The 26,748-nt window shown below is 44.1% G+C and carries 25 protein-coding genes; 5 read left to right on the top strand and 20 right to left on the bottom strand.

Annotation, left to right across the window (positions count from 1 at the left end; all coding sequences use genetic code 11):
* Positions 1 to 30 precede the first annotated feature (30 nt).
* The 6 genes from cheA to ATY38_RS11810 all read right to left on the bottom strand — a co-directional run bounded on the left by cheA (position 31) and on the right by ATY38_RS11810 (position 6,911).
* The gene (gene cheA, locus ATY38_RS11835; RefSeq protein ID WP_062559480.1) at positions 31 to 2,217 is read right to left on the bottom strand and encodes a chemotaxis protein CheA; all 2,187 of its coding nucleotides are present in this window, start codon (positions 2,215 to 2,217) and stop codon (positions 31 to 33) included.
* Between the two features lie 132 nt (positions 2,218 to 2,349).
* Entirely contained in the window at positions 2,350 to 2,715 is a 366-nt protein-coding gene (locus ATY38_RS11830) for a response regulator (protein WP_062559479.1), read from the bottom strand.
* Positions 2,716 to 2,777: 62 nt separating this feature from the next.
* Positions 2,778 to 3,398: a hypothetical protein gene (locus ATY38_RS11825; RefSeq protein ID WP_235590287.1), complete on the bottom strand. Its 621-nt coding sequence runs from the start codon at positions 3,396 to 3,398 to the stop codon at positions 2,778 to 2,780.
* A 340-nt stretch (positions 3,399 to 3,738) separates the two neighbouring features.
* A complete protein-coding gene (locus tag ATY38_RS11820) occupies positions 3,739 to 4,977 on the bottom strand; it encodes an EAL and HDOD domain-containing protein (protein WP_062559477.1) in 1,239 nt (412 codons plus the stop codon).
* 148 nt (positions 4,978 to 5,125) lie between these two features.
* Complete coding sequence (locus ATY38_RS11815) at positions 5,126 to 5,926, bottom strand: GGDEF domain-containing protein (RefSeq protein ID WP_062559476.1); 801 nt, start codon at positions 5,924 to 5,926, stop codon at positions 5,126 to 5,128.
* Positions 5,927 to 6,257: 331 nt separating this feature from the next.
* A complete protein-coding gene (locus ATY38_RS11810; protein WP_062559475.1) occupies positions 6,258 to 6,911 on the bottom strand; it encodes a thioredoxin domain-containing protein in 654 nt (217 codons plus the stop codon).
* A gap of 104 nt (positions 6,912 to 7,015) precedes the next feature.
* On the opposite strand from ATY38_RS11810, the gene ATY38_RS11805 reads away from it, so the two are divergent.
* Both ATY38_RS11805 and ATY38_RS11800 read left to right on the top strand, forming a co-directional pair.
* A complete protein-coding gene (locus ATY38_RS11805) occupies positions 7,016 to 7,471 on the top strand; it encodes an EVE domain-containing protein (RefSeq protein WP_062559474.1) in 456 nt (151 codons plus the stop codon).
* A gap of 31 nt (positions 7,472 to 7,502) precedes the next feature.
* Positions 7,503 to 8,300: a sulfite exporter TauE/SafE family protein gene (locus ATY38_RS11800; protein ID WP_062559473.1), complete on the top strand. Its 798-nt coding sequence runs from the start codon at positions 7,503 to 7,505 to the stop codon at positions 8,298 to 8,300.
* Between the two features lie 178 nt (positions 8,301 to 8,478).
* Here the strand turns inward: ATY38_RS11800 and ppa are convergent, their stop codons facing one another.
* From ppa to ATY38_RS11780, 4 genes are all read right to left on the bottom strand, one after another.
* Positions 8,479 to 9,012, bottom strand: coding sequence for an inorganic diphosphatase (gene ppa, locus ATY38_RS11795; RefSeq protein WP_013647590.1), 534 nt, complete (start codon positions 9,010 to 9,012; stop codon positions 8,479 to 8,481).
* Positions 9,013 to 9,382: 370 nt separating this feature from the next.
* Positions 9,383 to 10,216, bottom strand: a complete 834-nt coding sequence (locus tag ATY38_RS11790; RefSeq protein ID WP_062559472.1) for an OmpA family protein — start codon at positions 10,214 to 10,216, stop codon at positions 9,383 to 9,385.
* 18 nt (positions 10,217 to 10,234) lie between these two features.
* On the bottom strand, positions 10,235 to 10,642 hold the full coding sequence (locus ATY38_RS11785; protein WP_062559471.1) for a DUF4398 domain-containing protein: 408 nt from the start codon (positions 10,640 to 10,642) through the stop codon (positions 10,235 to 10,237).
* A gap of 756 nt (positions 10,643 to 11,398) precedes the next feature.
* Complete coding sequence (locus ATY38_RS11780) at positions 11,399 to 11,773, bottom strand: hypothetical protein (RefSeq protein WP_062559470.1); 375 nt, start codon at positions 11,771 to 11,773, stop codon at positions 11,399 to 11,401.
* A 353-nt stretch (positions 11,774 to 12,126) separates the two neighbouring features.
* Between ATY38_RS11780 and ATY38_RS11775 the strand changes: the two genes are divergently transcribed.
* From ATY38_RS11775 to ATY38_RS11765, 3 genes are all read left to right on the top strand, one after another.
* Entirely contained in the window at positions 12,127 to 12,726 is a 600-nt protein-coding gene (locus ATY38_RS11775) for a ubiquinone biosynthesis accessory factor UbiJ (RefSeq protein WP_062559469.1), read from the top strand.
* Positions 12,727 to 12,861: 135 nt separating this feature from the next.
* On the top strand, positions 12,862 to 14,376 hold the full coding sequence (gene ubiB, locus ATY38_RS11770) for a ubiquinone biosynthesis regulatory protein kinase UbiB (RefSeq protein WP_062559468.1): 1,515 nt from the start codon (positions 12,862 to 12,864) through the stop codon (positions 14,374 to 14,376).
* 155 nt (positions 14,377 to 14,531) lie between these two features.
* On the top strand, positions 14,532 to 14,840 hold the full coding sequence (locus ATY38_RS11765) for a (2Fe-2S) ferredoxin domain-containing protein (RefSeq protein ID WP_062559467.1): 309 nt from the start codon (positions 14,532 to 14,534) through the stop codon (positions 14,838 to 14,840).
* Between the two features lie 207 nt (positions 14,841 to 15,047).
* Here the strand turns inward: ATY38_RS11765 and rho are convergent, their stop codons facing one another.
* From rho to ATY38_RS11715, 10 genes are all read right to left on the bottom strand, one after another.
* Positions 15,048 to 16,307, bottom strand: a complete 1,260-nt coding sequence (rho, locus tag ATY38_RS11760; RefSeq protein WP_062559466.1) for a transcription termination factor Rho — start codon at positions 16,305 to 16,307, stop codon at positions 15,048 to 15,050.
* Positions 16,308 to 16,450: 143 nt separating this feature from the next.
* Positions 16,451 to 16,777: a thioredoxin TrxA gene (gene trxA, locus ATY38_RS11755; protein ID WP_062559465.1), complete on the bottom strand. Its 327-nt coding sequence runs from the start codon at positions 16,775 to 16,777 to the stop codon at positions 16,451 to 16,453.
* A gap of 232 nt (positions 16,778 to 17,009) precedes the next feature.
* Positions 17,010 to 18,065 (bottom strand): ABC transporter ATP-binding protein, encoded by a 1,056-nt coding sequence (locus ATY38_RS11750; protein WP_062559464.1) that lies wholly within the window; start codon positions 18,063 to 18,065, stop codon positions 17,010 to 17,012.
* Between the two features lie 3 nt (positions 18,066 to 18,068).
* The gene (locus ATY38_RS11745; protein WP_062559463.1) at positions 18,069 to 19,670 is read right to left on the bottom strand and encodes an ABC transporter permease; all 1,602 of its coding nucleotides are present in this window, start codon (positions 19,668 to 19,670) and stop codon (positions 18,069 to 18,071) included.
* Between the two features lie 100 nt (positions 19,671 to 19,770).
* Positions 19,771 to 20,784, bottom strand: coding sequence for a Fe(3+) ABC transporter substrate-binding protein (locus ATY38_RS11740; RefSeq protein ID WP_176767924.1), 1,014 nt, complete (start codon positions 20,782 to 20,784; stop codon positions 19,771 to 19,773).
* Positions 20,785 to 20,900: 116 nt separating this feature from the next.
* The gene (locus ATY38_RS11735; RefSeq protein ID WP_074701910.1) at positions 20,901 to 21,680 is read right to left on the bottom strand and encodes a DUF3750 domain-containing protein; all 780 of its coding nucleotides are present in this window, start codon (positions 21,678 to 21,680) and stop codon (positions 20,901 to 20,903) included.
* A 53-nt stretch (positions 21,681 to 21,733) separates the two neighbouring features.
* Entirely contained in the window at positions 21,734 to 22,321 is a 588-nt protein-coding gene (locus ATY38_RS11730) for a YiiX/YebB-like N1pC/P60 family cysteine hydrolase (protein WP_062559462.1), read from the bottom strand.
* 58 nt (positions 22,322 to 22,379) lie between these two features.
* On the bottom strand, positions 22,380 to 23,471 hold the full coding sequence (locus ATY38_RS11725) for a DUF4062 domain-containing protein (protein ID WP_074701913.1): 1,092 nt from the start codon (positions 23,469 to 23,471) through the stop codon (positions 22,380 to 22,382).
* A 433-nt stretch (positions 23,472 to 23,904) separates the two neighbouring features.
* A complete protein-coding gene (locus ATY38_RS11720; RefSeq protein ID WP_062559461.1) occupies positions 23,905 to 25,455 on the bottom strand; it encodes a GTPase family protein in 1,551 nt (516 codons plus the stop codon).
* Positions 25,452 to 26,681 carry a YcjF family protein gene (locus ATY38_RS11715; protein WP_062559460.1) on the bottom strand — a complete coding sequence of 410 codons (1,230 nt, stop codon included), beginning with the start codon at positions 26,679 to 26,681 and terminating at the stop codon, positions 25,452 to 25,454. Before ATY38_RS11715 ends, ATY38_RS11720 begins: the two co-directional genes overlap by 4 nt.
* Positions 26,682 to 26,748 lie beyond the last annotated feature (67 nt).

Here is a 26,748-nt window from a genome sequence, read left to right as displayed (position 1 = left end):
CTTTTTTTCATAAAGAATTAAGTATGAACTCTACACAAGCTCTTGCTGAGACGCCATCACCAGAGCTGCAGCATCAAGAATAAGCGCAACTTTGCCATCACCCATAATAGTCGCACCCGAAGCTCCCTGAACTCTACGGTAATTACTCTCCAGACTCTTAATAACAACTTGGTGCTGTCCAACCAAATCATCCACAAATAAAGCTGCTTTATGTCCCTCAGCCTCAAGAATGACAAGAATTCCTTTATGAATCTCCGTTACGTTCGGACGCAAATTGAAGAATTCATGCAATGCGATCACTGGAAGATATTCACCTCTTACCTGCACTACACGCCCTTGTCCGCTCACTGTTTTAATATCGGTGGCCGCCGGTTGCAATGACTCGGTTATATAATTTAACGGGACAATAAACATTTGATCTCCCACAACCACAGATAATCCATCAAGTATCGCGAGCGTTAGTGGTAAGCGGATAGATATGCGCGTACCTGATCCAAATGTTGATTCAATATCGATGCGCCCTCCCATACTCTGTATATTTCGTTTCACTACATCCATGCCAACACCACGACCAGACACGTCTGTAACTTGATCCGCTGTTGAGAAACCAGCTTCAAATATTAATAACCAGACCTCCTGATCAGTCATTGCATCATGTACAGGTAAACCACGTTCTTTTGCTTTGGCAAGAATTTTCCCTCTATTTAGTCCTGCACCATCATCACTGACCTCGATTACAATACTTCCCCCTTGGTGGAAGGCTCGAAGGGTAATTGTGCCTTGCGCCGGCTTACCTGCAGCAGTACGTTTTTCAGCTACTTCTACACCGTGATCCAAGCTATTTCTAACTAAATGTGTTAAAGGATCAGCAATTTTCTCGATTAACCCCTTATCAAGTTCTGTATTCTCACCAACAGTCCTCAACTCCACGCGCTTATTCAGTTTCGCCGCCAAATCACGTACAACTCGCGGATATCGGCTGAATACAAAACTGATTGGCATCATACGAATTGACATCACGGATTCTTGCAAATCTCGTGTATTTCGTTCCAATTGACTCATTCCACTATACAATTTCTCGAACAACACCGGATCATACTGAGAAGCTGTTTGAGCAAGCATTGCTTGAGTAATTACCAATTCCCCAACTAAATTAATCATTTGATCAACTTTCTCTATACTGACTCGAATAGATGACGTTTCACTAACAGAGGCTGCTGTATTAGTTTTTCCAGAAGATTTATTTGTAACTTGGGATTCATTTTTGTTGCTACATGTATTCGGCAACTGTGCCTGGTCCAGGTTAATTTCTGAATCTTCTATATTCCGCGGTACAGCGGGCGCTCCAGGGAAGAACCCATAGCCTGGTGCAGAAGGCGTTTTACATGTCAATTCGTCTTCTTTTGCTAAAACTCCTGCATCACAGACTGATTCATTTAGAATCTCAATTTCTGCTACCTTGGTTGAAGTACCATCAATCGTAGTTGCTTCAATTTTAAGACTCGCGGGATCAACCACGAATGCCAAAGTTTCCCAAACATCTTCTTCGCTACTACTTGTGGTCAGCGCTAATTTATAATGCCCCTCCGCATTTACCGGCGTAAGATTCTCCAGATCACCCAACTCCTTTAAATTAGAGAATAAATTCTCAAGTGCTGCACTACTCAAATCCATACTGGAAAACTCGATAATAAAACTAAGCCCTGCGGCAACATTTTCATGAGAAACTTTATCTATACCGGACTCAACATCAATCTCTTGCGACACTAACTTAGCCTTAGTATCAGAAAAAGCTGTTTTGGCATCTACTATCGATGGGGCTTCCTGGGTATCCTCACTTAATCTTCTAAGCTCTTCACAAACGGCTTCAGCAACAGCGGGATCAGCTTGTCCTTCTCCGCGATGTCCAGCCAATTGTGCTTTGATAACGTCCCCGGCCTTTAAAAAAGCATCGACCATCTCGCTACGTACCTCAAGCTCGCCCTTACGTAATCTGTCAAGCAGTGTCTCCAACATATGCGTCATCTCCGTCATATCTGTAAAACCAAATGTTCCCGCTCCACCCTTAATTGAATGAGCAGCACGAAATATAGCGTTTAAATCTTCCAAATCTGGCGAATTCACGTCCAGTCTAAGTAAACATGCCTCCATATCCGCAAGTAACTCTGAGGATTCTTCAAAAAATATCTCATAAAACTGTTCAAGATCTGTACTCATGAGAAGCCCTATTTCAAGTTAAATTGTTTGATTGACGCTTTAAAGAAAGAAACCCAATATTAGAGAACAAAACACTTACTCTTTGAGAGTAGAGGTTATTTAAGCCAGTTATTCCGCTTAAAAATATTTTTTTTAACCAATAACTTTACCGATTACTTCCAATAATCGTTTGGGATCAAACGGCTTCACTAGCCATCCCGTTGCCCCCGCCGCTCTACCTTTTGCTTTTATTTCATCTCCAGATTCAGTGGTCAATATCAAGATAGGAATATTTTTGTATTGAGCTAATTTCCGCAGCAACTCCAGTAACTTTAATCCGTCCATGCGAGGCATATTGATGTCGGTTAGTATTAGATTAATTTGATGATGACTTGCCTTATCGAAAGCATCTTGACCATCAACTGCTTCAATGACCTCATAACCCGCACCCTTAAGTGTAAAAGTTACCATCTGCCGGATTGACGCAGAATCATCTACTGCAAGTATTGTCTTAGCCATTTGCTTTACTCCTTTGCTGATAATATTAAGTTGCTCGATAGAAAATATCCGTTCAGCATTTTTTAAAAAAGCTCAACATCACCCATCTGCATTCCTTGCTGCACAACCGGCTTTTTTTTGCTTTTATTCTTCACCACATCAATTGCTTTAGAGATTCCTGAATGTATTGAATCCAAAGCTTCTCTTTCAGTTTCTCTCTGCCAACCACCTTGCCTATCAATACGCTGCAATTCAACATTTAACATTTCCACTTGACGCGTAGTGTGAGCAAGCAATTGCGCAACTAAATCACCAAACTGCAAAGAGGTAATTACCATCTCCAACTCTTGTTCGATTTGATTGGCAATAACCATTTGCTTCTCCAATAACTCATTAATGGAGCTACTTGCCTCAGGAGTGGCCATTCTTTCAATAACCAGAACCATTTCATGATGAGACTCTGTTAATTTACTTATGTATCTGAAATTAATAACTAAATTATTAACTGCATCACTAACTAATCTTTCGGCCTGGTTCAAATCCCCTTTGATACCTATGAAATATTCATCGACAGCGTTATTGCATATAACTTTATCGTTATCTTCGAGCGCCAATTTACCTTCAGATTTATTATCAAGCCTGTCGCTAACTGATTGCAGCTCAGTCATAATTTTTTCCTCGCCACTTGTTTTACTCGAAGCCATTGTCGCAATCGTTTGATACACAAGCCTGTTATCATGCTCCATGCATAAACTTTATCATCGACTATCGCAAATACCTTAATTCAATAGAACATAACCATAAGGGTATTTGTCGCATCAATACTTCTTTGACATAAAAAATTAACGTCATAACATTTAATAACTTTAACTCCACAACCTTGCAAAGAATCTAGTAAATTCACAAATATAAGCAAAATGAAATCAGCGTTTATGAATAGTCAAATATGTCACGAAAATTCTTTGCGAATTAATTGCATTCATCAATTCCGATTAGTTATATATCAATACTCAAACTTAAAAATAATTCGATAACACACCCAGTTTAATTGGCCACCTCACTGATTCGATTTGCCCATCCAATTGCTTGTATCTCAATATCTGCCAAGTCACTCAAACTCAGAAAACCAAGTTCAGCCAATATTAATTGAATCACAGCAACATCCCCTTTCTCATTAGCTTCTATTAATTTCAGTTCTTGACCTAAACGCCCTTCTCGATTTAACAGCGCTTGACTCATATCATCAGGGATTTCCAACTTATCGACAATTTTCTGCATCTCAATACTAAGTAGCACATTGAGCAGAGATAATATTCCTACCATAAAAGCTCTTTCTTGGTGATTCTTATCATGAGGTCGCTCCGCTGTTGCAATTAATTCCATTAATTTGCCCCGTGCTGCCGCTGTCTGCATTAATGCATTGGACATATTTTCATTAGACTGATCAGCTGTATAGAGCAACAATTGCACCCACCTTTGCAACTGCTTTCGCCCCATTATCATAATCGCATGCTTGATCGAATTGATTTTTTGCGGCAATCCACTTGCTACTGAATTCACCATTCGCATCAAGTTGTAACTTAGTCCAGGTTGATGTTTAAATTCCTTTTCTATTTCTTCAATATCGTTATCCCCCATCACTAGTGTCAGTAATTTTAATAGCGACAACTTTCCAGGATCAGCCCGTTTTACTGATAACACTTCAGGTTTTGCAAAATAAAACCCCTGAAACATCTGGAATCCAAGTTTCATACAATTGCTTTCCTGTTCGCGGGTCTCCACTTTCAACGCCAAAAGCAATACTGGCCAACGATTCAATTCAGCTACTAACTTAGAAAGTTCATTTTTCTCCACTTCAAGCACATTTACTTTAACCACACTGACCAATGGCAGCAATTGCTCGACTTTTTCATTCATGGCAACCACATTATCCAGTGCAAATTGATACCCTTTTTGCTTTAACTCGCTACATCGCTGCATAAAATCGGCTGTCAGAGTCGTTGTTTCCTTTATTTCGAGTACTACATGTTTACTGGGAAGCAAACTAATAATATCGCTCATTACTAGTCCTGGATCCGCATTGATAAATCCTCGCTGTTTGCCCAAAACATTCTGAATGCCCAACTGACAATATGCATTGATGATGACATTTGCGGATGCGGATAAGTCGTTATTAATATTAATCTCTTCATCAGCTTCTTCTTGTCTAAAGAGCAATTCAAAGGCCACCAAATTTTGATTACGATCGAGAATGGGCTGCCGTCCAAGAAAGAAACCTTCCATTTACTCCTCCACACTAACCAAGCAATATAAAGAAACGTTCAAGTACACGGATTCTGTTTATTTCTCTAGCTTTCTTCATATTTACAAGCATATTTTTCTGAGATCCATATATGGAAAAAATGATCCTTCATCCCACTCTTGCTCCAAGTTAAGCCAAAGCAGGAATTGCTCTGTTTTTCCCTGTTCGCTTTGCTTGATAAAGCGCTTTATCGGCACGGCTTATAACTGAATTCTGATGCTCTCCAAATGAGCGCAATGCAACACCAGCACTAAAAGTTATTGGTATTGATTCGTTATCGATTTGCAAAGTGAAATTTCTTTCCAAGTTATTTTGTAACCTCTGGATGATAGTTAATGCATCTTCTAGCTCAACCTCGGGCAATAAAATTACAAATTCCTCTCCACCAAAACGCGCGACTATATCGGAAGGGCGTAATGTTTCCTTAGCAACGGTAACCAAGTTAATGAGTACACTATCCCCGTATTGATGACCAAAATTGTCATTAATTTTCTTAAAATTATCCAGATCAATCAGAACTACTCCCAATGATTGGGCATTTCTGTCGGCACGCGCTGCTTCACGCTTAAAAATATCATCAAGACCACGACGATTGAATGCACCCGTCATTTGATCTGTCTGCACAAGTCCTCGCAGTTGTTCCAACTCACCCTTTAATAATTCAATCTTCTGCTCTGCTCGTTTCACTTGCTCCTGAGCGACAAAAACCTCATCACTAAATTTCAATCCTCGCGTCTCGGATAACACGACATCCAGAATTCTAATGATCTCATCAGCATTATGTGTTTTGCGGATTTGTTCAGCGTAATGTTCTACTTGCTTATAATAATCTTCAGAATCAATCATAGATTTCTGCTCACTTCTAATAGCATTAGTCGATTTAACCAATCTTAATATTCTTTTTTGTTTATGATTAATAGCTTCTTGCATTGCTATCCTCCTCAATTAACGACATTGGATGCAGAACAAAACCAGCGGGGAGATAATTCGTCGGATTGCGAAGGAGAACCCGTTCTGGTATAAACTGCCACATCAGTAAGTTAACAGAATGTGGTTGGAACAGATGTAAAGAATAAAAAGGGAAATCGGGTGCTATTTACCGATAAGAATGGCTTCTATACTGACTTAATGGTCCCTCGGAAAGTATCGAGCCATCGTAATATGGGATAAGCCGCGCGAGAAACTGTATGGGTAACACCCTAAATGAAAAGCTCTGCCAATCTGCACCTCAACAATTGACAATAGGCAAAATCTGAAACAATTATTTTTCTTTAATACAATGCTCCACCATTGCTTGCTTGTAATCAATCCGGCCAAATGACACATCTTTTAATTGACCCTTGCGGTCAAACAAAATGCACGAAGGTGTTCCCTGCAATGCAAAGTTCTCGAAAGTTTCAGCTTTCATCGATTTCTGCTCCAGATAATGCCTAACTTGATGCAGCACTAACCTTTTCTGCTCATCGCCCAGGTTCTCAAAATTCGGAATAAATTCACCAGCATAGCGTAATACGCGCTTATCCGTTATCGGCTCAGTTTCCGCCACAACGCGATCCATGCCCACTGCAAAAGGAATTTTCCATGGTAACTTACCCTCTGATAATATACCATATTGATTCAGTGCCTTGAGTGTTTCACCGATCACCTCGCCGGTGGTAATTAATTTCTGCAAGTTCTCGAGCGTATTTTTGTCATAATCCTCAAATGCGGTGGCCAAACCGATGACAACCAATCCATGTTGATGATAGCGTTCATGCAGATCGATAGCTTTAGGTAATGAATAAATAAAACAGCCCGGACAATTTACCTGAAAAACCTCAATCAATACCACCGAACCCACTAAATTATTTAACACAATCGGCCCTCCTTGCACCCAAGCAGCAACCGAAATATCAGAAAGTGAATGATTATTCATGATTAAAATAGTTAAAATAAATAAATAGAAACTCTGGCATATTACAGAAGCTGGACATTGTCATACAGTATTTTTGATAAAAACAAATTAGAATCCGCCACAAAATGCGTTACTGGTTAATGAAGTCAGATCCTGATGAATTCAGTATTGACGATTTTGCAGCATTACCCGAACAGACCGTAGCCTGGGAAGGCGTACGCAATTATCAATCACGCAATTTTATGCGCAATCAAATGAATATCGGCGATCAAGTCTTTTTCTATCATTCCTGCTGCAAAAATCCCGGCATCATGGGTATTGCAACTGTTAGCAGACCCGCATATCCAGATGTTTCGCAATTCGATTCCAGCAGCAAGTATTTTGATCCCAAGGCATCCTTAAATAACCCGCGTTGGTTTAATGTTGAGCTTACCTTAACAAGAAGAATCCATCTGATCTCGATCAAAGAGCTCAGGCAGCACGAGGAGCTGCGCCGTATGCGGGTACTGCAAACCGGTAACCGCTTATCGATCACCCCGGTTGATCCGGCCGAATGGCAATTTATCCTGAACCTGCTATGATCGTATTGGATCCTTTTTATAGAGACCGAATATGGAATGGTGGCTGATTTACCTTCTGACCGGTGCATTTGTAGGCTTCTTCGCCGGCTTGCTCGGCATCGGTGGCGGACTGATCATGGTGCCCGTGCTGATCACCGTATTTACTGCTCAGAACTTTCCCGTTGACCGCATCATGCATATGGCGCTCGGTACCACGATGGCCACCATTATTTTCACATCAATCACCAGTTTGCACACTCACCATCAGCATGGTGCAGTAAATTGGCAAATTGTAAGAAATATTACCCCCGGTATTATTCTCGGCACTTTCGGCGGCGCCACCTTGGCGGGATCGATGACGGGGCAGCTACTGAGCTCTATTTTTGTCATTTTTATTTTTTATGCCGCCACGCAGATGCTGCTGCAATTTCGTCCCAGCCCGATGTTTCAGTTACCTGGAAGAATCGGCCTGTTACTCGCCGGCGGAGTTATTGGCGCAGTTTCCAGTCTGGTTGCTATTGGTGGCGGGTTATTGTCCGTACCATTTCTTACTTTATGCAAAACCAAACTTCAACACGCTATCGGCACTGCAGCCGCCATCGGTTTTCCCATTGCGCTGGCCGGTACCATCGGCTATGTCGTAAATGGATTGATTCAATCGGATCCACTTCCTGCCAATAGTTTAGGCTATGTCCATTTGCCCGCATTAATTTGGCTGGTATCCGCCAGTATGTTGACAGCACCGCTCGGTGCAAGACTAACACATTCGACCCAAACCGCCATCCTAAGAACAATCTTTGTTGTATTGCTTTATAGTTTAGGTATTAGGATGTTAATCAACTTAATTTAAAGAGGGAGATTTTGATTTATCTTATTACAGTATTTCAACTGTAGGATTCCAACCTTCTTCCATCGCTGCCCCACCTAAGAAAACAGCCACTTAATCTCTGGGAATTCAGTTTTCCGCTCCTTAGCGGCGAAACTGATGCAGTTTGCAGTTAATATTTCGTAGCTTGCAGTGAAGTACTTTACTCCGCAGCTTTAGCCATTTTAATCGCTCGCATCACCATGTCGCGCGCTTCGGCCGCGTCACCCCAGCGACCGACACGCACCCACTTTTCCGGCTCAAGATCTTTATAATGCGTAAAAAAATGCTCTATCTGCTGAAACACGATATCAGGCAGATCCTTTCGCTCGGATACATGTGCGTAATAAGGGAAGGTCTTGGTATCCGGCACACAGATAAGTTTCTCATCACCGCCATGTTCGTCTTCGAGATGAAGCAGCGCAATTGGTCTTGCGCGCACTACGCATCCGGCCAGGAATGGCGAACGGGCAATAACAAGCGCATCGAACGGATCACCATCATCGCATAAGGTATGAGGAATAAAACCGTAATTAGCCGGATATCGCATCGGTGTATGTAAGATGCGGTCTACGAATAATGCTCCAGATTGTTTATCAAACTCATATTTAACGGGTTCACCACCTGTGGGAACTTCTATGATGACATTGACATTGTTGGGTACATTGGCGCCTACAGGAATTGCTCTAATATCCATGAAACATGCCTTTCTCGCTTTTTGGGATTGGAAGAAACAAATACTACGACTACGCGGATCTTTACTTTTGTAATTTTAGTGTACTGAAGGCCGGAATGACTGTCAAACATTCATCCGGGCATTAAAAGAACAAATAAAAGAGAACGACTAAATGAATCACCGCTTCCGCAACCGACCCTCAAGCGCAAAATCAGATGAACGACTTCCCTCCCCCGAGGAGCAAGGAATAAGACCCGATACAGATTAAACCAAATATTTCGCTCACAAATATTTTGTTAAGAGCAAATGAGTGGACTTAACATATACCATCGAGCCAAGCTTAGCTGGCTCTGATTTTATATGTTTTTTTCTATATGAGTATTTACATTACTCACGGTCGTGGTGTTATGACGCCATTTTCATCTGACAAGATAATTTCTACGCGCCGATTCAATTGACGGTGTTCGGCAGTATCATTGCTGGCAATCGGCAAGGCTTCACCATAACCGCGTGAAGCGACACGATCATTACTAATACCACTATCCAGTAAAGCCATCTTCACGGCATCGGCACGTCGCTCGGAAAGCTCCTGATTGTAATGGTAACTGCCCGTATTATCGGTATGGCCTTCAATCAATACCTTATGCTGGGTATACTGTCTGAGAAAATCAGCCAGTTTTTGCACAGTACGAACACCATTTGCTTCGAGCTGAGCCATATTGGTACGGAACAATACATCATTCAATGTAATCACCAAACCGCGTTCTGTTTTCTTGGCGTTTAACTCATCCAGTTCCTTCTGTTGCTGAGCAATAAGTAATTGATCAAATGCCACCTGTTGTTTGGATTCTTCAGCCTCGGCTGTTCTTGCTTCAAGCAGAATTCGATCACGCTCGACATCGGCATTTGTTACCACTGACTCAGCGATTTTCGCTTTGGTAGTTTCTTGCGCGATGGCAACTTGTTGTTTTGCCATGTAGGCCAAATGATTAACTTTAGCATCGCTTTCTCCTTGGTTTAAAGCAACGTCTGCTTTATCCAGAATATCGCCGGCTTCTTTTAATTCCAATGCTGCCATATTGGTAACCTGCGGATTTGCTAATGCACTGTTGTAATTAGTATGCGCTTGCGCAAGAGATGGATTGTGCGGAGTCGAGCTACAGCCAGGAATAGTATAAATAGCTATAACAATCAGAATAGTAGAGAGATACCCATTTTTTTGCATAATAAACTCCAATGAAGATTATTGAACTTGACGATCAATTTCTTGACGTAACGTACGGCTCGCTTCCTGCAGCGCATCCGCCGCTTTCTGTGCTTTAACAGTGCGCGCCATCGCTCCAGCAAGTTTGGCATCCATCTGCGCTTGTTCTGCCAGCTGACGGGCAAGCACATAGTCTTTCTCTCCCATTGCGCGTTCGGCAGCTTCCATTTTTTCCATCGCAGACTTAAATTCTACTGGCGCGAATTCACTACCGCCCGCGCTGAGGGCACTATTTACTGCGGTTCTGGAGGTCGCTATCTGCTCAGTAGGTGCCGGAATACTTTCACAACCAACCATAAAGAGGGCAGAAATTACTGTGACATTGAATATGCGAATCATGTGATACGAATTTATGGGATAAAAATTCTTTATTATTTTTTGATCCATTGGTAAAGCTCCTAAAACAATTGTGGCAATAATTACTTAGTTTTCCGTGATAATTGGCAAATTATCTCTATCAAAATCCAGATGAATCTATTTTGAGAATGGTCATTTTCAAGACTCTCGATGGTAATTAGATGCCTTCTAATGAGAAAAATCAGTACGCTAGCGCACACATCAGTTCAGACACTGCGATACAAACCTGTTTAGAAAGAAACTTGAATAAGCCAGGTTTATGACTTCACAATCCCTGGTTCTTTGTTCTCAATTTAACAGCAGCAAAGAAAGATTCAATTGATGGTGGTGCTCTGAAATGCCGCCAATTCTCGACAGGAAAATCATACAAACCACAATGGAGGCTCTGGTTTCCAGCCGCATTACAATACCTCTGGATATTTCGGACTGGATCACTTAGTACAGTGATAAAACGCTTGATAAGCTTTTTTCTGATTTCTGCCTGCCGGATCTGCGCAAAGCCTCTTTGACCTCAGATTGCAGAAGGATCAGGCAATTTTCCAATATCTTGGCAATCAATGCTCCCAGCAGCGTGCTGATCCGCTTGGTGGGCATAGCTGGGAGCCACTTTGTGGAATCCCATCGTAACGTAACCAATAGCTAATTTGAGAGGATTTTTGAGTACTCGCTCTCTCTCATTCGCGAGAAATGATCACAGCATTATCAGATGCTGCACTTTGAACTTGAATCCATGATTAGGCATACATAAAACCAGCCTTACTTCTTTATTCGGAAACGGAAACACGCTTAGTCGGTCATCCGCGCACTGCGCGACAAATAGCCTAAATAGCAACCTGCCAGCACTCCTAAAATCCAACTGAGAACAACAAGAACAGGCATCAAATGTGAATCGTTTGTATCGCGAAATTGGCTGATCAATACTCCCATCGGCGCCGCTCCCACCACTATAAAAGCGCAAGTTCCCAGTGCTCCTTTACTCCATCGATATACCGCGCATGATAACAACAGAAAGGGTAATGTCATGATTAGTTGAATATGCCAGGAAATACCACTCCAAAGTAACCCAAAACTAATAAATGACAATAGAAAACCACTGACAAGCGCACAAAAAATAATGAATATACTGTGCCAAAAATTGCGGGTAGGCGGTTCTTTTTTCATCTTAACCACTCATTATTTCCAAATACTTTGTTAAAGAATTCAGCATGCACACTTCCTGAACATCAATAGAACTATCTTAAGGTTAATCTATTCCGGAAATTATAATGCCAAGCGTCAATCATACAATAACAACTCCATTGATAAACCAGTTGATCCAACAACTTGAGGAAACTTTAGGGTATATCGAGAACCTATAATGAATTCAAATTAAAATGCTATACTCGCACAGCAATTGTGAGCTCGGGAACGAAGAGGATCAATTTAAATTATGGTTAGATTCTATATGAAAAAACTTAACAAAATATGTAGCTATCTCTTTTGTTCCCGTTATTATCTCTACAAAATTACATAGAATGCTGACAACCGTTGTAATTGCTTCAATCAATCATGTTTTACGCAGTGAAAGCTGGGCATCCAGGCGATTGCAATCTTTTACCGGGAAAACATTCTGCATTCGGACTTTTCCCTTAATTAATCTCAAAATGCTGATCAACACAACGGGTGAATTACAGAAAGTTGATGATTCTATGAATGCAGATGCAACATTGACATTATCTCCACTAATACTGCCCGGATTGTTGGCCCGCGAACTGAACGCATTCGCGCAGATAAAAACATCCGGGAATCCAGCCTTGGTTGAGGAATTGATTAACATCGGCCAGCATATCGACCTTAAAGGAATCGTTGAACACGATCTTAGCAATGCCATCGGAGACATACCAGCACACCGAATTGCTCATGCAGGTGAACATTTGGTGCAATGGCAAACAAAAAATATCAATCGCTTTTCTCAGACATTGATCGAATATTTAACAGAGGAAAATGTTTTTCTAATCAAGCCCGACACAGCCCGTCGATTTGCAGAAGAGATCAATTGCGTGCAACTTAATATTGAGCAACTGGAACGACGGTTAAATAAATTAGCGCAACATAATACCTTCGCCAATGAATAGAGAACGCTATGCAGCGCATTCCTTTTGCCGAATGGCACCGCAAATGGCTTAGGATTGAACCTGAGTAAATAATACCTGAAGTATTCTATCTAACCTTTTTGGCACAATTGACCCCTACCGATTATTGATTTACTCATGCGCCTATTTCGACTTCTAAAAATACAATACGTGGCTTTCCAATTCGGACTGGATGAATTTGTCTTAAATCATAGCCGTTTGCGGGTGTTAAGAATTGTTGTAAAAACATTAACCTTCTGGAGAAAACTGGATAAGCCGCGTGGGGTGAGATTACGGTTGGCTTTAGAAAAATTGGGGCCTATTTTTGTCAAATTTGGCCAAATGCTATCCACCCGGCGTGATCTTTTGCCTCACGATATTGCCGATGAATTGGCTAAACTGCAAGATCAGGTTCCCCCGTTTTCTCTACAACTCGTATTAGCAACATTAGAAAAAGAATATGATCAAAAAATCAATGAAGTATTTCTCGAATTCAGTGACATACCGATAGCCAGCGCATCTGTTGCACAAGTTCATTTTGCAGTCTTGCACGATGGAACCGAAGTAGCGGTAAAAATATTACGCCCTAATCTGGAACCTATTATCACACACGATGTTGCGTTGATGGATACAGGTGCCTGGCTGGCAGAAACACTCTGGTCGGACGGCAAGCGTCTAAAATTGCGGCAGGTCGTCTCAGAATTCGCCCGCCACTTGGATGATGAACTTGATCTAATGCGCGAAGCAGCCAACTGCAGCCAATTACGCAGAAATTTTCTAAATTCTCCATTGTTGCTGGTGCCCGAAGTCTACTGGGATTATTGCCGCAATGGTGTAATGGTGATGGAACGTGTTAAAGGCACCCCTATCAGTCATGTTGAAAGACTGCAGGCTCAAGGAATCGATATCCCGCAATTAGCACGTGTTGGAGTGGAAATATTTTTCACTCAGGTGTTTCGCGATGGGTATTTCCATGCCGATATGCATCCGGGGAACATCTTTGTTGGTGCAGATAGCCGGTATATTGCGGTTGATTTCGGCATCATGGGAACGCTCAGCGATCAAGACAAAAATTATTTGGCGCAAAACTTTCTGGCCTTCTTCCGCCGGGATTACGGACGCGTTGCACAAGCTCACGTAGAAGCTGGTTGGGCGCCTAAAAATACCCGAGTGGACGATTTTGAATCCGCCATACGGGCTGTTTGCGAACCCATCTTCGACAAACCGCTGAAAGAAATATCCTTTGGGCGAGTTTTGTTCCAGTTGTTTCAAGCTTCACGACAATTCAATGTCGAAATCCAGCCTCAATTGGTATTGCTGCAAAAAACATTACTCAATATTGAAGGCCTTGGTCGTGATCTGGATCCGAATCTGGATCTTTGGAAAACCGCCAAACCGTTTCTAGAGCATTGGATGGCTGAGCAAATCGGCTTGCGCGGATTTACCAGTCGAATACAAAAAGAAGCCCCGAACTGGGCGATTATCCTGCCGGAATTTCCTCGCTTGATACATCAAGCTTTTGCGGAAAACCGCAATCATGCTTTGGAAAAAAGAATGACCGATCTCGTCATCGAGGAAAAACGACAAAACCGGTTGTTGTTACTGATTGCAATCTTGCTGGCTGGACTGCTGTTCTGGCAAATATTTCATTAACTCGCTTCAATCAAGGATTTTTCCACGCAAAAATATTTTTCTCGTTAAAGTAATCCTTGCTAATATTGATGACACCACACATCACCAATCAAGTTTCAGCAAAAAGAATTACATTAAACTAACAATCATATTTTTCCAACTTCTCTATCATCCTTATGAGTTATTATCAATATCATGTCTTTTTCTGCATCAATCAACGTGAAGGAGGTGCAAAATGCTGCAACAATTTCTGCGCTCAGGAACTGCGTGATTATGCCAAACAACGCATCAAATCATTAAAACTCGATGGTAAGAAGAAAATCCGCATTAATAATGCGGGTTGCCTTGATCGCTGCAATGAAGGTCCCGTTATTGTGATTTACCCGGAGGAAACCTGGTATACCTATATCGATCAAGAAGATATTGATGAAATTATTGATGAGCACTTGCTCAAAGGAAATATTGTCGAGCGTCTTAAAATCTGATCTCAACTAGATGTGCTGCATCCCGAGTAAATGAATGACGGAAATCTCTAATGGCCAAGATCCGTCGCCAGGGGCTTGAGATCACTGCAGAAATAACGAAATCTACGCGCCATCATTGTGCGCTCTCACCTACTATCCAGCGCCCGGAATAACAACGTTATCCCAACCATCTCCACCATAAGATTTTACGTCAATCAATCTCGGCTTCTATACTCGTCTCATTGAATCAAAGAAATCAGAATTATTTTTGGTTCCTTTGATTTTATCCAGTAGAAATGCCATTGCATCCATATCATCCATGGGATGCAGCAACTTACGCAACACCCAGATTTTCTGCAGAACTTCGGGGGCAATCAACAATTCTTCACGGCGCGTACTTGAGCGATTCACGTTAATTGCCGGATAGATCCGTTTCTCAGCCATGCGGCGGTCAAGATGAATCTCCATATTGCCGGTACCTTTAAATTCTTCGTAAATCACGTCGTCCATTCTAGAACCGGTATCAATCAGCGCGGTTGCAATTATTGTCAACGATCCACCCTCTTCGATATTCCGTGCCGCGCCAAAAAACCGCTTAGGGCGTTGTAGCGCACTTGCATCCACGCCCCCTGTTAATACCTTTCCGGATGCAGGTACCACGGCATTATAAGCACGGGCGAGCCGTGTAATCGAATCAAGCAGTATTACGACATCTTTCTTGTGCTCGACCAAACGCTTAGCTTTTTCAATAACCATTTCGGCCACTTGGACATGCCGACCGGCGGATTCATCGAAGGTGGAAGAAATCACCTCTCCCTTGACGGAGCGGATCATTTCCGTAACCTCTTCCGGACGCTCGTCTATCAATAACACCATCAGAATCACATCCGGATGATTAGCCGCAATGGCATGTGCGATATGTTGCAGCATGACGGTCTTTCCTGATTTAGGACTGGCCACCAGCAATCCGCGCTGCCCTTTTCCGATCGGAGCAATCAAATCAATAATACGACTTGTAATATTTTCTTCAGCTTTAATATCCCGTTCAAGTATTAGTCGTTCATCAGGAAACAGTGGTGTCAGGTTTTCAAACAAAATTTTCTGCTTGGAATTTTCTGGTGGCTCATTATTAACTTTATCAACTTTCACCAGTGCAAAATAACGCTCCCCATCTTTGGGGGGGCGAATCTCGCCATCGATTGAATCGCCCGTATGCAAATTAAAGCGCCGAATCTGACTCGGTGAAATATAAATGTCATCCGGACCGGCTAAATAGGAAGTATCCGGAGAACGTAAAAAACCAAATCCATCCTGTAGCACTTCCAGCGTTCCATGACCATAAATATTCTCACCCTTGCGTGCCTGGTTTTTAAGCAAAGCAAAAATCAAATCTTGCTTTCGCATTCGATTGGCACCGTCAATTTCGTTTTCGATAGCCATTTTCACTAATTCAGTGACATGTAAATTTTTTAGATCAAATAAGCGCATGAGGAAGCTCTTAGAAAAGAATACTTAGGAAAAGGTAAAAATACTGGAAAGGAAAATATTACAGATGGGATAATAAAAAAAGTCGCGACGTGGTCTTTATCAAAAAATAATCCATAAATCTATCTACTTACAGACTAACGATTTTAAATATTACTGTCAATAAATGCTGTCAACTGCGATTTTGATAGTGCGCCCACTTTTGTGGCTTCTATATTTCCATTTTTAAAAATCATTAATGTCGGAATACCACGGATGCCATATTTGGGCGGTGTTAACTGATTCTCATCAATATTCAGCTTAACCACTTTAAGTCGCTCCCCATATTCATTGGCGATTTCGTCAAGTATGGGCGCTATCATTTTGCAAGGACCACACCACTCTGCCCAATAGTCAACGAGTACGGGGGTAGTCGATTGCAAGACTTCCGTTTCAAAATTTGCATCGGTAACGTAATGAATATGTTGACTCATAAAATAAAATCCCTCATTAAAATTGTTCAATTCTTGGAATAGTAGCCTCAATAATATCTCTGAGACCGGTTTACATGATTGTTGGGAAAAAGCTGTAAAAGAGAGGTATAAAATACCAATCTGATTATGCTATAGAAAAAACTATTAAAAGGGAAGTGGCAGCACCGCAAAAAAGTGCTTTAAACCTAAATCCGGTAAAATTTACATACAAAATTGATTCAAAAATCAAGCCTCAAGCTCCCAATTGTTGAAATGCCACAATATGATCAATTTCAAGCTTGATACCTATCTTCTCGCCAATGGCATGATTATGATGACTGGATACTAATGCCAATACCCGCGCTCCACCAGAAAGACGCAATGTATATAAAATCTCTGCGCCACGAAATGCCTTGCACACGATTGTCGCCTGCAGCGAACTGGTATCGTCGTGCACAATATCGTCCGGCCGTAACAACACATCCACGTTACTACCCATCTCATATTGATGAGGGCCCGCATTCTCTAAAATCCCAAGCTCGACCTCAATCTGTTGCGCACTAATCACCTTTCCGGGAAGAAATACACCTTGCCCGATGAAATTGGCAACAAAACGATTCGCCGGTCGATGATACAAATTAAAAGCAGTATCCAACTGTTGCATTTCACCGCGATGCATGACGCCAATTTCGTCAGCTATCGCAAAGGCTTCGGCTTGATCATGGGTAACCAATATAGCCGTGATTCCCTGGCTCTTAATAATTTCACGCACTTCCATGCTTAAGCGCTCACGCAAGCTAATATCCAGATTGGAAAAAGGCTCGTCCAACAACAACAACTCCGGCTTGGGTGCCAATGCTCTCGCCAATGCCACACGCTGTTGCTGCCCACCCGATAATTCATGCGGATATTTTTTGGAGGCTTCGGTCAAATGCACCACATGCAGCAATTCATCGACACGCCGGGCACATTCCGCCGCGGTTAAACGATGCAGACCAAAGCCGATGTTGGCAGTCACATCCAAATGTGGAAATAACGCATAATCTTGAAAAACCATGCCGATGCGCCTTCGTTCCGGCGGCACAAAAACATCCGCGCTACTGACACAAACTCCGTTCAGGAAAATTTCCCCGGCCAATACGGGCTCAAATCCTGCAATACAGCGTAATGCCGTGGTTTTTCCGCAGCCACTCGGCCCCAGCAAGCAACCTATTTTTCCTTGCTGCAAAGTCAGGGTTAAATCATGAATCACCGCTTGCTTACCATAAGCCTGTCGGACGCTGTTCAATTGTAACAATGGAATGCTCATTACTTATATTTCAGTTTGCCGCATAAATAAATAAATCGGTATTAATCCAGCCAGTATCAGCGTAACCGCAGGTAAAGCCGCCTGCTCCCATTGGCCTTCCGAAGTCATTTCATAGATTCTGACCGCCAGCGTATCCCAACCGAATGGACGGGTCATCAGCGTAATAGGCATCTCCTTCATGACATCAACAAAAACCAAAGTGGCCGCGGTAAAAATGCCCGGTTTCAATATGGGAATATGCACGCTCCTGATCATCGCCCAGCCATGCACCCCCAAACTCATCGCCGCCTCATCAACGCTGTGCGTTATCCGTTGCATTGCGCTGTCAATGGGATAATGACTCACGGCCATAAATCGTATCAAATAAGCAATCAACATGATGGCCAATGTACCCTGAATCAATTGACCTGTTTCTATTTCAAACCAGTGTAACGCCAATTCACCAAGCTGCCCATCCAGCCAAGTCAGCGGCACGTACACGCCAATTGCCAATACTGCGCCCGGTAATGCATAACCAATGGTTGCGGTACGCACTGCATAGCGCGTAACGGGATCAGGATAACGCCGCACCGCATAAACCATGGCAATCACAACCAGGCAGATCAGCAAAGCCGCCAGGCTGGATAATGTCAGGGAGTGCCAGAGAAATTCCAGGTAACGGTCTACATCATAATCCTGTGTAAATGACTGCATGGCCCAATAACACAATTGTGCAACGGGCAAAAAGAATGAAAAAAACAGCACACTCACCACAAAACCGATGACCATCCAGTTATGCCATCCGGTCAACTGAATGCGTTGAGCGCGTGCGCTTTTTTTAGTTTCGGCGTAACGCATACGGGCTCTGAACTGCTGTTCCAGCACAATTGCAATAAAAACTATAATAATCAGTAAAGAAGCCAGCTGAGATGCGGCATGCAATGAAAACATGCTAAACCACGCCTTGTAAATTGCTGTGGTAAACGTATTGTAATTAAACACCGCAACCGTTCCGAAATCCGCCAATGTTTCCATTGACACGAGCATGATACCGCCGGCTATCCAGGGACGCGCCATAGGCAACACTACTTTGAAGAAACCCTGCCTACGGCTGAATCCCAGGGATTGTGCAACCTCTAACGAACGCTTGCCCTGGCTCAGGAAAGCATTCCGTGCCAGCAAATAGACATAGGGATAAAATGCCAGGGTCATGACGATAATAACGCCCATCCTGCCGCGTATCTCCGGAAACCAGGACAGATCAGAATCCAACCAAACACGCAATGTAGTCTGTATCGGGCCGGTAAAATCAAACAGACCCAGTGCAACAAATGCGGTTACATAGGCAGGTGTCGCCATCGGCAATAACAACGCCCAGGAAAAAAAACGCCGCCCGGGAAATTCATACACCGCAGTAAACCAGGCCAGACTGATACCCAATAGCGCAGTCCCGATGATCACACCCAATACCAGCCAGAAGGTATTGAGTAGCAAAGGAATCAGTGTGGTTTCAAAAAGATGTTGCCAGATCTCGTCCGCCGGTGCCAGCACGGAGGAAAGAATTACGCCGATGGGCGCCAGTACCAGTACAGCCGCGATAAAAGGTACCCAGCGCCAATTGATCATCAAACGTTTGAAAAAAGACAGAACAAAAAGAAACTTGCGTATTCAGGAAATTGATTTTGCACCATTTCAGCCTGCATCAACCTCCTTACTTACGCGGTTTTTAGCGGTATCCTGCACGGTCCATCAGTTTTACAGCGGTCGTCTGCAATTCTCCGGCCTTGATCAGATTCATTGGGTTTTGCTTAAAGCTACCCCACCCCGCGACAAATGGATCTGCGGCAATTTTGGGATTGACCGGATATTCCATATTCACATCCGCGAAAAGGTTTTGTGCTTTATCGGATGACAAGAATTCCAACAGCTTGATCGCGGCTTGTTCGTTGCGGGCATGACGCGTGACGCCCGCGCCCGAGATATTGACATGCACGCCATTGTTATCCTGATTGGGCCAGAAAATCGCCAGCGGCAAATTCGAATCATTCTTCATTAAACGGCCAAAATAATACGTATTGACTACGGTGACATCGCATTTTCCAGCCGCCACAAACTCCAATGCCCGGGTATCATCGGACAATGGATCGGTGGCCAGATTAGCCACCCAACCCTTGACGATCTTCTCCGTCTGCGCTTCGCCATGCTCGGCAATCATCATCGCTACGAGAGATTGGTTGTATACTTTCTTCGAAGTACGCAAGCACAACCGTTTGCTCCATTTGGGATCAGCCAGATCTTCATACGTTGATAGTTCCGCGGGATCCACTTTTTTCGTGTTATAAACCAGAGTCCTGGCACGGACGGATAGCCCGAACCACACATTGCCCGGATCGCGCAAATGCGCCGGAATATTATGCTCAAGCACCCCGGATTCAACCGGTTTCAACAAGCCTTTCTGCGCAGCTGCCCAGAGATTACCAACGTCTGCGGTTATCAGCATATCCGCCGGAGTATTTTTTCCTTCAGCCTCCAGCCGGGCAAGCAGCGCGCCTTCATTATCCGTGGTGTATTTGACTTTGATTCCAGTTTCCTTGGTAAAAGCATCAAACATCGGCTTGATGAGCTGCTCGATTCGCGCGGAATAAACAACCACTTCATTGGCATGCACGGGCTGAACAATCAATAACGAAAAAACAAAAGGAACGACAATAAGAAAACGGCTTAAATTTGGGCTGGCCATGAGAGAAATTCCAGGGGAAAAGTTATATCAATCGAATTATTCAATGACGAATACTATAGTATGAATAAGAATAATTATCAATTAAATGTCTATTGTAGAGAGCTGCGAGATCCCGATTAATTCTCGGTTAGCGGCTGCGACCACAAACCCAATTCCTTGCGGCCCACCAAGGGCAGTTTAATGGCGAGCGGATTCCAATTCAGGCCAAAAGACAAGCCCAGAAAATTGAATTCAATGCCTTCCACCGCACTAACCAACACGCCCAACAAACCAAAAAATGAAATCTGAAAACCACTGCCGCTCGGCGCATGGGAAATAAACCGATAACCCAGATAATCCTTGCCAATCGCTGTCGGCGGCAAATCCAGCCGCAGCTCCGGCACCGCGCGTGAAACCCAGGCGGTAAACGTATTGGAATTCGGCCCCGGCCATATGGTGTAATCTTTCATGTAAGGATAACTATTAGCCGCCAGATCGATTTTCTCGATCAGCGCATCCACTCCGTCACCGCGTAGATCTGCCAAAATCTCGGGCGTATTGCCGTACCAGCGCCGATCAGGCGCATTCTCATAAACCGCCAATACCGACCTCTGGCTACGGCGCAACCATCCGATCACCTCATAAATGGTATAAGACTGAGCACCCGAAGGCTTCACAGCAATCCAGGTATGAATGCCAAAATAACCGCGCCAACCAAAAGTGCGCGCACCATAAACCTGAATAATCGCCTCAGAATTCGTGGCAGGATCAGGCGCTATGCCGACCGGCTCGCGGCTCGCATTCCACCAGTACTGCGCCTCCGCGTGCTGCGAAAAAGACAGCCCGGCAAGCAAAACCATCACCCAACAACTCAATAAAACAGAACGACCCACACCCCGCGCAACTGATACCAACATCTTGAGAAAATCCGGTTAAGTCAATAAAAATTTAAATGATGGATTGAGTAATACTAAAGAATTCGCCCTACTAGAGAAACTTTCTCGTCCAGCCAAACATCTTCTGGACTGATAAATTCTTTAGGATTGAATGCGAACTCTTTACCTGCATGAGAAAAACACTCGTGCACCAATTCCGAGCAGATGTATTCTCGATCTTTTTCCTTCTTTCCAATACCAAGCGTGATACGCGCTAAAATCTTTGCGATTTCGTCTTTATCGTAGGGTTGCGTTAGCTCGTCTATGCCAAATGTCGCAATCCCTTCGACCGTCGCAGAATTCACATCTTTACAACGCGCTAGCACTACCCGCCCTTTATAAGGCCTTTTATCTTCATAGTCGTTCAGATACTTGGACAAAGGCGCAAAACGTACCCCTATGTCCTCGACGCTTTCCAATAGCAAAACACGATCAATCGAATCAAGCCGAAACACTATCCCTACATGACTCCAAGGACTTCCTGTAACTTTTTGAATTGCTTTGGAAACCAAATAGTCACCGGAAGCAAAGAGAATGTCTCCGGACTTCAGTTTTGCCCGTAGATCCGAGTAAGGAAGGACGGGAAGCGCCTTGATGTCTTTGCTTTCAATATGAGCAGCCATTTCTTACTCCTTTTGTTGTTAGTGGTTGTAGAACGTCATAGTTGAGAAGTGACATACTTTATGCACCGTCCTTCTTGAATGCCTTGTTAGACGGGCTTGATGTAACTTTCTCATATCCTTCTTTTCGAATAGCCCTCAACTGTGTCATAACAGCCTCTCCATATGCTGTAAGAGTCCAATAATTCGCCTTGTCCTTTACGCTACGGCCTTTCACACTTTTTGTTACGAGTTTTAATGCGAGCAATTGAATTTTGATAGTATTGAAATCTTCACTTTTAATCGAGAATTCACCTAGTTCATAACCTTCTAAAGCTTTATCTTCGCTGAGCGAATCCATATTAACTTCGCGAATCATCCGATTTAACTCTGAGCGTAGATCGCTATCAGTTGCTTCATCAATCATTAATGGAGAAATTCTTGCAAAAATTTGAGACCAAGAGATCTCAAATGATGCAGAATAAATTGTGTCAGCAGTATATCGGCTAGATTTAAATGCGCCAAAACCATAGTTAATGTCAAATAAATCCTCGCCTTGTGCTAGATGCTCGGTCTCTTTTGGTACTGTTGTTCTTGAGGCTTCAAGTTCTCTCTGGAGCGTGTCTATTTGTTTTCTTAGTAACAGTATTTCCTCAATTGACTCTTTTGATGGAAGCAAATCAGCCTTCACCCAGCCTATTCCTGGATTATTCTTGATTAGTTTAATTAAGCTGCGACTCACGGCGGATCCAAGATCGGCTGGACCATTCCAATAACGAACCATCTTCTGTTCTGCAAACGATCTAAATTCTTCTAATTTTTTCACCTTCTCGGGCTCTTTTTCGCTATCTTCTGCAGGGAGTCTGCCTGGGGTTTTATGTAAAAAAGCTATAACTGGCTTTCCTTGCTCAATTGCATATTCGTATTCTAGTTGTGTAAAGCTTTTATTCCCTGGCCCCAGTGAACCATAACGACCGGCAATAATTACGATGTAATAATCGCAGTCATCAATCACACGTTTGATCAAAGTCCATTGATCATCATCTGCTGCAGGAAATAACTCCATACCAGCGGGAATACAATCTAATTCTAACAAGGCTTGCATCACCTCCTGGCGTGCTTCAAGCAAATCCCTGTAAGTTGAACTGACGAAAACTTGGTAACGTTTATCCATAATTATTTTTATCGTCTAACGTGGGATTAATCGGCGGCGCGCTATTGCGCTGCCCTATTGAACACAGAGTTATATTCACGAAACATGAAAATCCCTTGGGATTTCGCAGTACCCAAGGATACACGGCTGTATCTCGCTTCTATATACGTGTATGTTTGATAGATTGTCTTTGATTCCTTGTTGCTGCAATGTATCGAACTCAATCGCAAAAACAACGTAGCTCTCATCAACATCATGATGTATCAACACTCTAGTACATATATCAAATACTTCATTTATTTTACCCTCGCTCAAGCAACATCGGGGTAAAGAAACAAGTAATCATCTATTAGTAATAAAAATCTCATTAATGCAAAAAACGCTGAGCAACTACACAGAATTGTCTTTTACCCTACTAGCTAAAGTTGTCTGGTTTATTTACAAAAAAAACTACTTATCCCCCACGTTTGCCCAACATCTCAGGCAAATCACGCAAAAACCGCCCCGCCCCTGCCATCTGACGGCGCAGCATGACCCAGTCTTCCGCTCTTTTTTTCGCATCCAAGCAGCGCATCAAACGGATTCTGAGCGCTTCATCCTGATGGTTCAGGATAGCCGCCCACAATGTATCATCCACATTATAAATTTTGCCTTCTTGCAAGCTGACAGGAATAATTTGCTCGGTCGGCACGGCCAGATCGGCAGCAACGGCTTGCACCGCGGCGCTTATATTGGCCGACTTGGTATTCGCGGTATCGGTCAGATCATAGGGTGGCTGCCATTCATTCGCCGGGCGCAGCCGATCAATAAAGCTGACGACGACCAGTAACGGCGCCGGGCGTCGGTCTATCCGCGCGGCTTGATAGGTGCGCAAGGCATCGAGAAATTGTCGTTCAACTTGCCGATCCGGGCGATTGGCCGGGGTGACCCATAGAATCAAATCCGCATTCCCCGCTGCGATCAGCATTGGCTTGCTGTCAAAAAATGAGCTATCGCAACCGGGGCTATCGAAGATCAGGGCCTGGGTGAATCCTTCGCGCGATAATACAAAGGGTTCAAGCGCTTGTGTCGTGCCCGTCAAAACATCGGTAGCGGTTTTAAGTTCGCCAAACAAGGCATTGATCAAACTGGATTTACCTGAATTGGATCGGCCCAGTGCCAGTATCCGCAAGGGCTCGGCCGCTGATGCCGCCGTTTGATCGGTCTGTTCCAAATCTACCCTGGATTCCGGTGTCGTAGATTCCGCTTGGTCTTCATCGCCAAGCGCCAAACGGCCGCTATACAGATCGATGGCGTAATATCCCACTTTGCACACATAGGCACGTAGAAACCAGCGATGCAATTCATGCCTGGCCTGATCAAAACTGCGCTCGCGCAAATGCCGCCAGGCTTCGCTCAGCAAGGCATTAATCGGATTAATCAGGATGCTGCCGGCGCGGTATACATTGAACATTTTTTCCGCCTTGGCTTTCCAACGCTGGATGCGAAACAGATCGCCCACGGTCAGGCGGTTGCTGAAGGGTATTTTTTCTGCAATATCCCGGCGCAGCTCGCGGCTGGCCCGCTCAATAATCAATAAAGTATGCGGCAGGGTCAGTTCATAGAGCGGCTTCTCAACCTCCGGATGATAACAATGCGCCACCGTTTCCATCGCTTTCTGTCCCAATTCCGATATCCACCGGCCATCTTCAAGCGGCCAATCCTCCGGGTTACAGGTAGCGGCCAGCGCTTCAACCTGCTGCCATATCGCATCCGCACGGGGCGGCCATTCCGGATTGGGCTCGGTCGACATATTCATCAATAATTGACGTTCCTGCCGCACGAGCAATTGTTGCAAGCCATAGCCCAAAACGCCGCACACCACCATCGCGATCAACCAATACAGTAGATTTCCGCTTTGCCATAACCAAAGTACGCCAAAACCCAGCAAGGCCAGCACGGGCAATAACAGCAGAATGACTACCAGTAATCGTAACGGATCAACGGTTGGCGGCGGTTTTTTCATTTGGATTGACTCCGTAATCGCTCTTTGAGCAGGGAGGTACCCTGTTCCAGCTCCTGCGCATAAATCCTGCGTAATGTTTTTTGGTCAACCTTCAAGCCATCTTTGCGCCTGGCAAAAAAATAGATCGCCGCTTTTCCTAACGCGTAAGTGGTGGCGCCGCTGGAACTGGCGCCCCATACGGCGCCTATCGTTTGCCCCCAGAAGGGAATCACCTTGACCACAGCGCGGCTCAGCATGCGCGTAAGAAAGCCGGACGCGATCCCCGCCCCCACTAATCCGAGAAATTCCGTGATCGTGCTTCTATCCCAATACTGCCCGTAGAGCAGCGCCAGACTATGCAAAAGTTTAGCCTGCACCGCGGATACAGCCACCAGGTCCACCACCGGCAAAGCGCCCAATCCTGCCGCGGTGAGCGAGTAACCGACGATATGCTGGTGCGCAGTGCGCGCATATAGATCATGCACTTCCTTATCGCCGCTCAACTGATGTTGCAATCCTAACGATGTCAATGACTCGATAGCCTGCCACAATGCTTCCAGCCCATAGTCATGCGGTTCAAATCCATCTTCAGGCAGGGTTAAATCCACAGCCACCCAGTGCATGGGTGCAAAACCGGGTAATTTTTTCAAAGCATCGCGTTGTGCCTGCAAGGCGCGGCGCAAATCAAGCGGGAGCGTTTCCGGTAAGGGATCATCCTCATAAGGCCAGGGATGCATATGGCCATGTCCGTTAGGATATAGTTCGTGCAAACCCGTTTGCACGATCAGCACAGGCCATTCGGGGTGACGCTGACGGATGGCATGCAACACTTCAAACACTGCAGCCTGATTGATATCAGCCACTTTCATCACGGCAACCAGCAAATGCGCCTGGGATTCGCAATACTGAATATCGTCACCCGGATCATAGGCAACTTCTCCCAAGCCGCGCGTATCCAAAAACCTCACAATAGGGATGTCGGCGGGAAAATCATAGAAACGGGAATTGCGCGTGCATGGTTGAAAACCATTGCCGATCTCGGCCGCTGCGCTACCGGTCAATGCCCGGATAATCGAAGTCTTACCCGCTTGTGTTTTGCCCAACAGCCATAACACCGGTACCGGCATCTTGGCGCGCGCTTCACGCAAAGAGGCTTCCAGCAAGTTTTCATCGACTCTGGGCTCCAACAAAGCCGTCCGCAATTGCTCCCAGTAGTTCGTCCAGTTTTTCAGATCGCTTAATTTCATCACGTTGTCATCTTATCATCAGTAAAGACGGAGTTAAGCTTGAATCATCACGCATGGTGTTCAAATC

Origin of the sequence: Nitrosomonas ureae (assembly GCF_001455205.1) — a bacterium.
GTDB lineage: Bacteria > Pseudomonadota > Gammaproteobacteria > Burkholderiales > Nitrosomonadaceae > Nitrosomonas > Nitrosomonas ureae.
This window is presented reverse-complemented; position numbering and strand designations above follow the sequence as displayed.

Bases quoted from the DNA above. Each gene is read 5' to 3' on its own strand.
- ATY38_RS11790 (WP_062559472.1), bottom strand. From the start codon at position 10,216: ATGCAAAAAAATGGGTATCTCTCTACTATTCTGATTGTTATAGCTATT.
- ATY38_RS11765 (WP_062559467.1), top strand. From the start codon at position 14,532: ATGAGTTATTATCAATATCATGTCTTTTTCTGCATCAATCAACGTGAA.
- ppa (WP_013647590.1), bottom strand. From the start codon at position 9,012: ATGGATATTAGAGCAATTCCTGTAGGCGCCAATGTACCCAACAATGTC.
- ATY38_RS11735 (WP_074701910.1), bottom strand. From the start codon at position 21,680: ATGTTGGTATCAGTTGCGCGGGGTGTGGGTCGTTCTGTTTTATTGAGT.
- ATY38_RS11780 (WP_062559470.1), bottom strand. From the start codon at position 11,773: ATGAAAAAAGAACCGCCTACCCGCAATTTTTGGCACAGTATATTCATT.
- ATY38_RS11725 (WP_074701913.1), bottom strand. From the start codon at position 23,471: ATGGATAAACGTTACCAAGTTTTCGTCAGTTCAACTTACAGGGATTTG.
- ATY38_RS11830 (WP_062559479.1), bottom strand. From the start codon at position 2,715: ATGGCTAAGACAATACTTGCAGTAGATGATTCTGCGTCAATCCGGCAG.
- ATY38_RS11805 (WP_062559474.1), top strand. From the start codon at position 7,016: ATGCGTTACTGGTTAATGAAGTCAGATCCTGATGAATTCAGTATTGAC.
- ubiB (WP_062559468.1), top strand. From the start codon at position 12,862: ATGCGCCTATTTCGACTTCTAAAAATACAATACGTGGCTTTCCAATTC.
- ATY38_RS11720 (WP_062559461.1), bottom strand. From the start codon at position 25,455: ATGAAAAAACCGCCGCCAACCGTTGATCCGTTACGATTACTGGTAGTC.
- ATY38_RS11825 (WP_235590287.1), bottom strand. From the start codon at position 3,398: ATGGCTTCGAGTAAAACAAGTGGCGAGGAAAAAATTATGACTGAGCTG.
- ATY38_RS11745 (WP_062559463.1), bottom strand. From the start codon at position 19,670: ATGATCAATTGGCGCTGGGTACCTTTTATCGCGGCTGTACTGGTACTG.
- ATY38_RS11730 (WP_062559462.1), bottom strand. From the start codon at position 22,321: ATGGCTGCTCATATTGAAAGCAAAGACATCAAGGCGCTTCCCGTCCTT.
- rho (WP_062559466.1), bottom strand. From the start codon at position 16,307: ATGCGCTTATTTGATCTAAAAAATTTACATGTCACTGAATTAGTGAAA.
- ATY38_RS11785 (WP_062559471.1), bottom strand. From the start codon at position 10,642: ATGGATCAAAAAATAATAAAGAATTTTTATCCCATAAATTCGTATCAC.
- ATY38_RS11715 (WP_062559460.1), bottom strand. From the start codon at position 26,681: ATGAAATTAAGCGATCTGAAAAACTGGACGAACTACTGGGAGCAATTG.
- ATY38_RS11775 (WP_062559469.1), top strand. From the start codon at position 12,127: ATGCTGACAACCGTTGTAATTGCTTCAATCAATCATGTTTTACGCAGT.
- ATY38_RS11750 (WP_062559464.1), bottom strand. From the start codon at position 18,065: ATGAGCATTCCATTGTTACAATTGAACAGCGTCCGACAGGCTTATGGT.
- trxA (WP_062559465.1), bottom strand. From the start codon at position 16,777: ATGAGTCAACATATTCATTACGTTACCGATGCAAATTTTGAAACGGAA.
- ATY38_RS11820 (WP_062559477.1), bottom strand. From the start codon at position 4,977: ATGGAAGGTTTCTTTCTTGGACGGCAGCCCATTCTCGATCGTAATCAA.
- ATY38_RS11800 (WP_062559473.1), top strand. From the start codon at position 7,503: ATGGAATGGTGGCTGATTTACCTTCTGACCGGTGCATTTGTAGGCTTC.
- ATY38_RS11810 (WP_062559475.1), bottom strand. From the start codon at position 6,911: ATGAATAATCATTCACTTTCTGATATTTCGGTTGCTGCTTGGGTGCAA.
- cheA (WP_062559480.1), bottom strand. From the start codon at position 2,217: ATGAGTACAGATCTTGAACAGTTTTATGAGATATTTTTTGAAGAATCC.
- ATY38_RS11815 (WP_062559476.1), bottom strand. From the start codon at position 5,926: ATGCAAGAAGCTATTAATCATAAACAAAAAAGAATATTAAGATTGGTT.
- ATY38_RS11740 (WP_176767924.1), bottom strand. From the start codon at position 20,784: ATGGCCAGCCCAAATTTAAGCCGTTTTCTTATTGTCGTTCCTTTTGTT.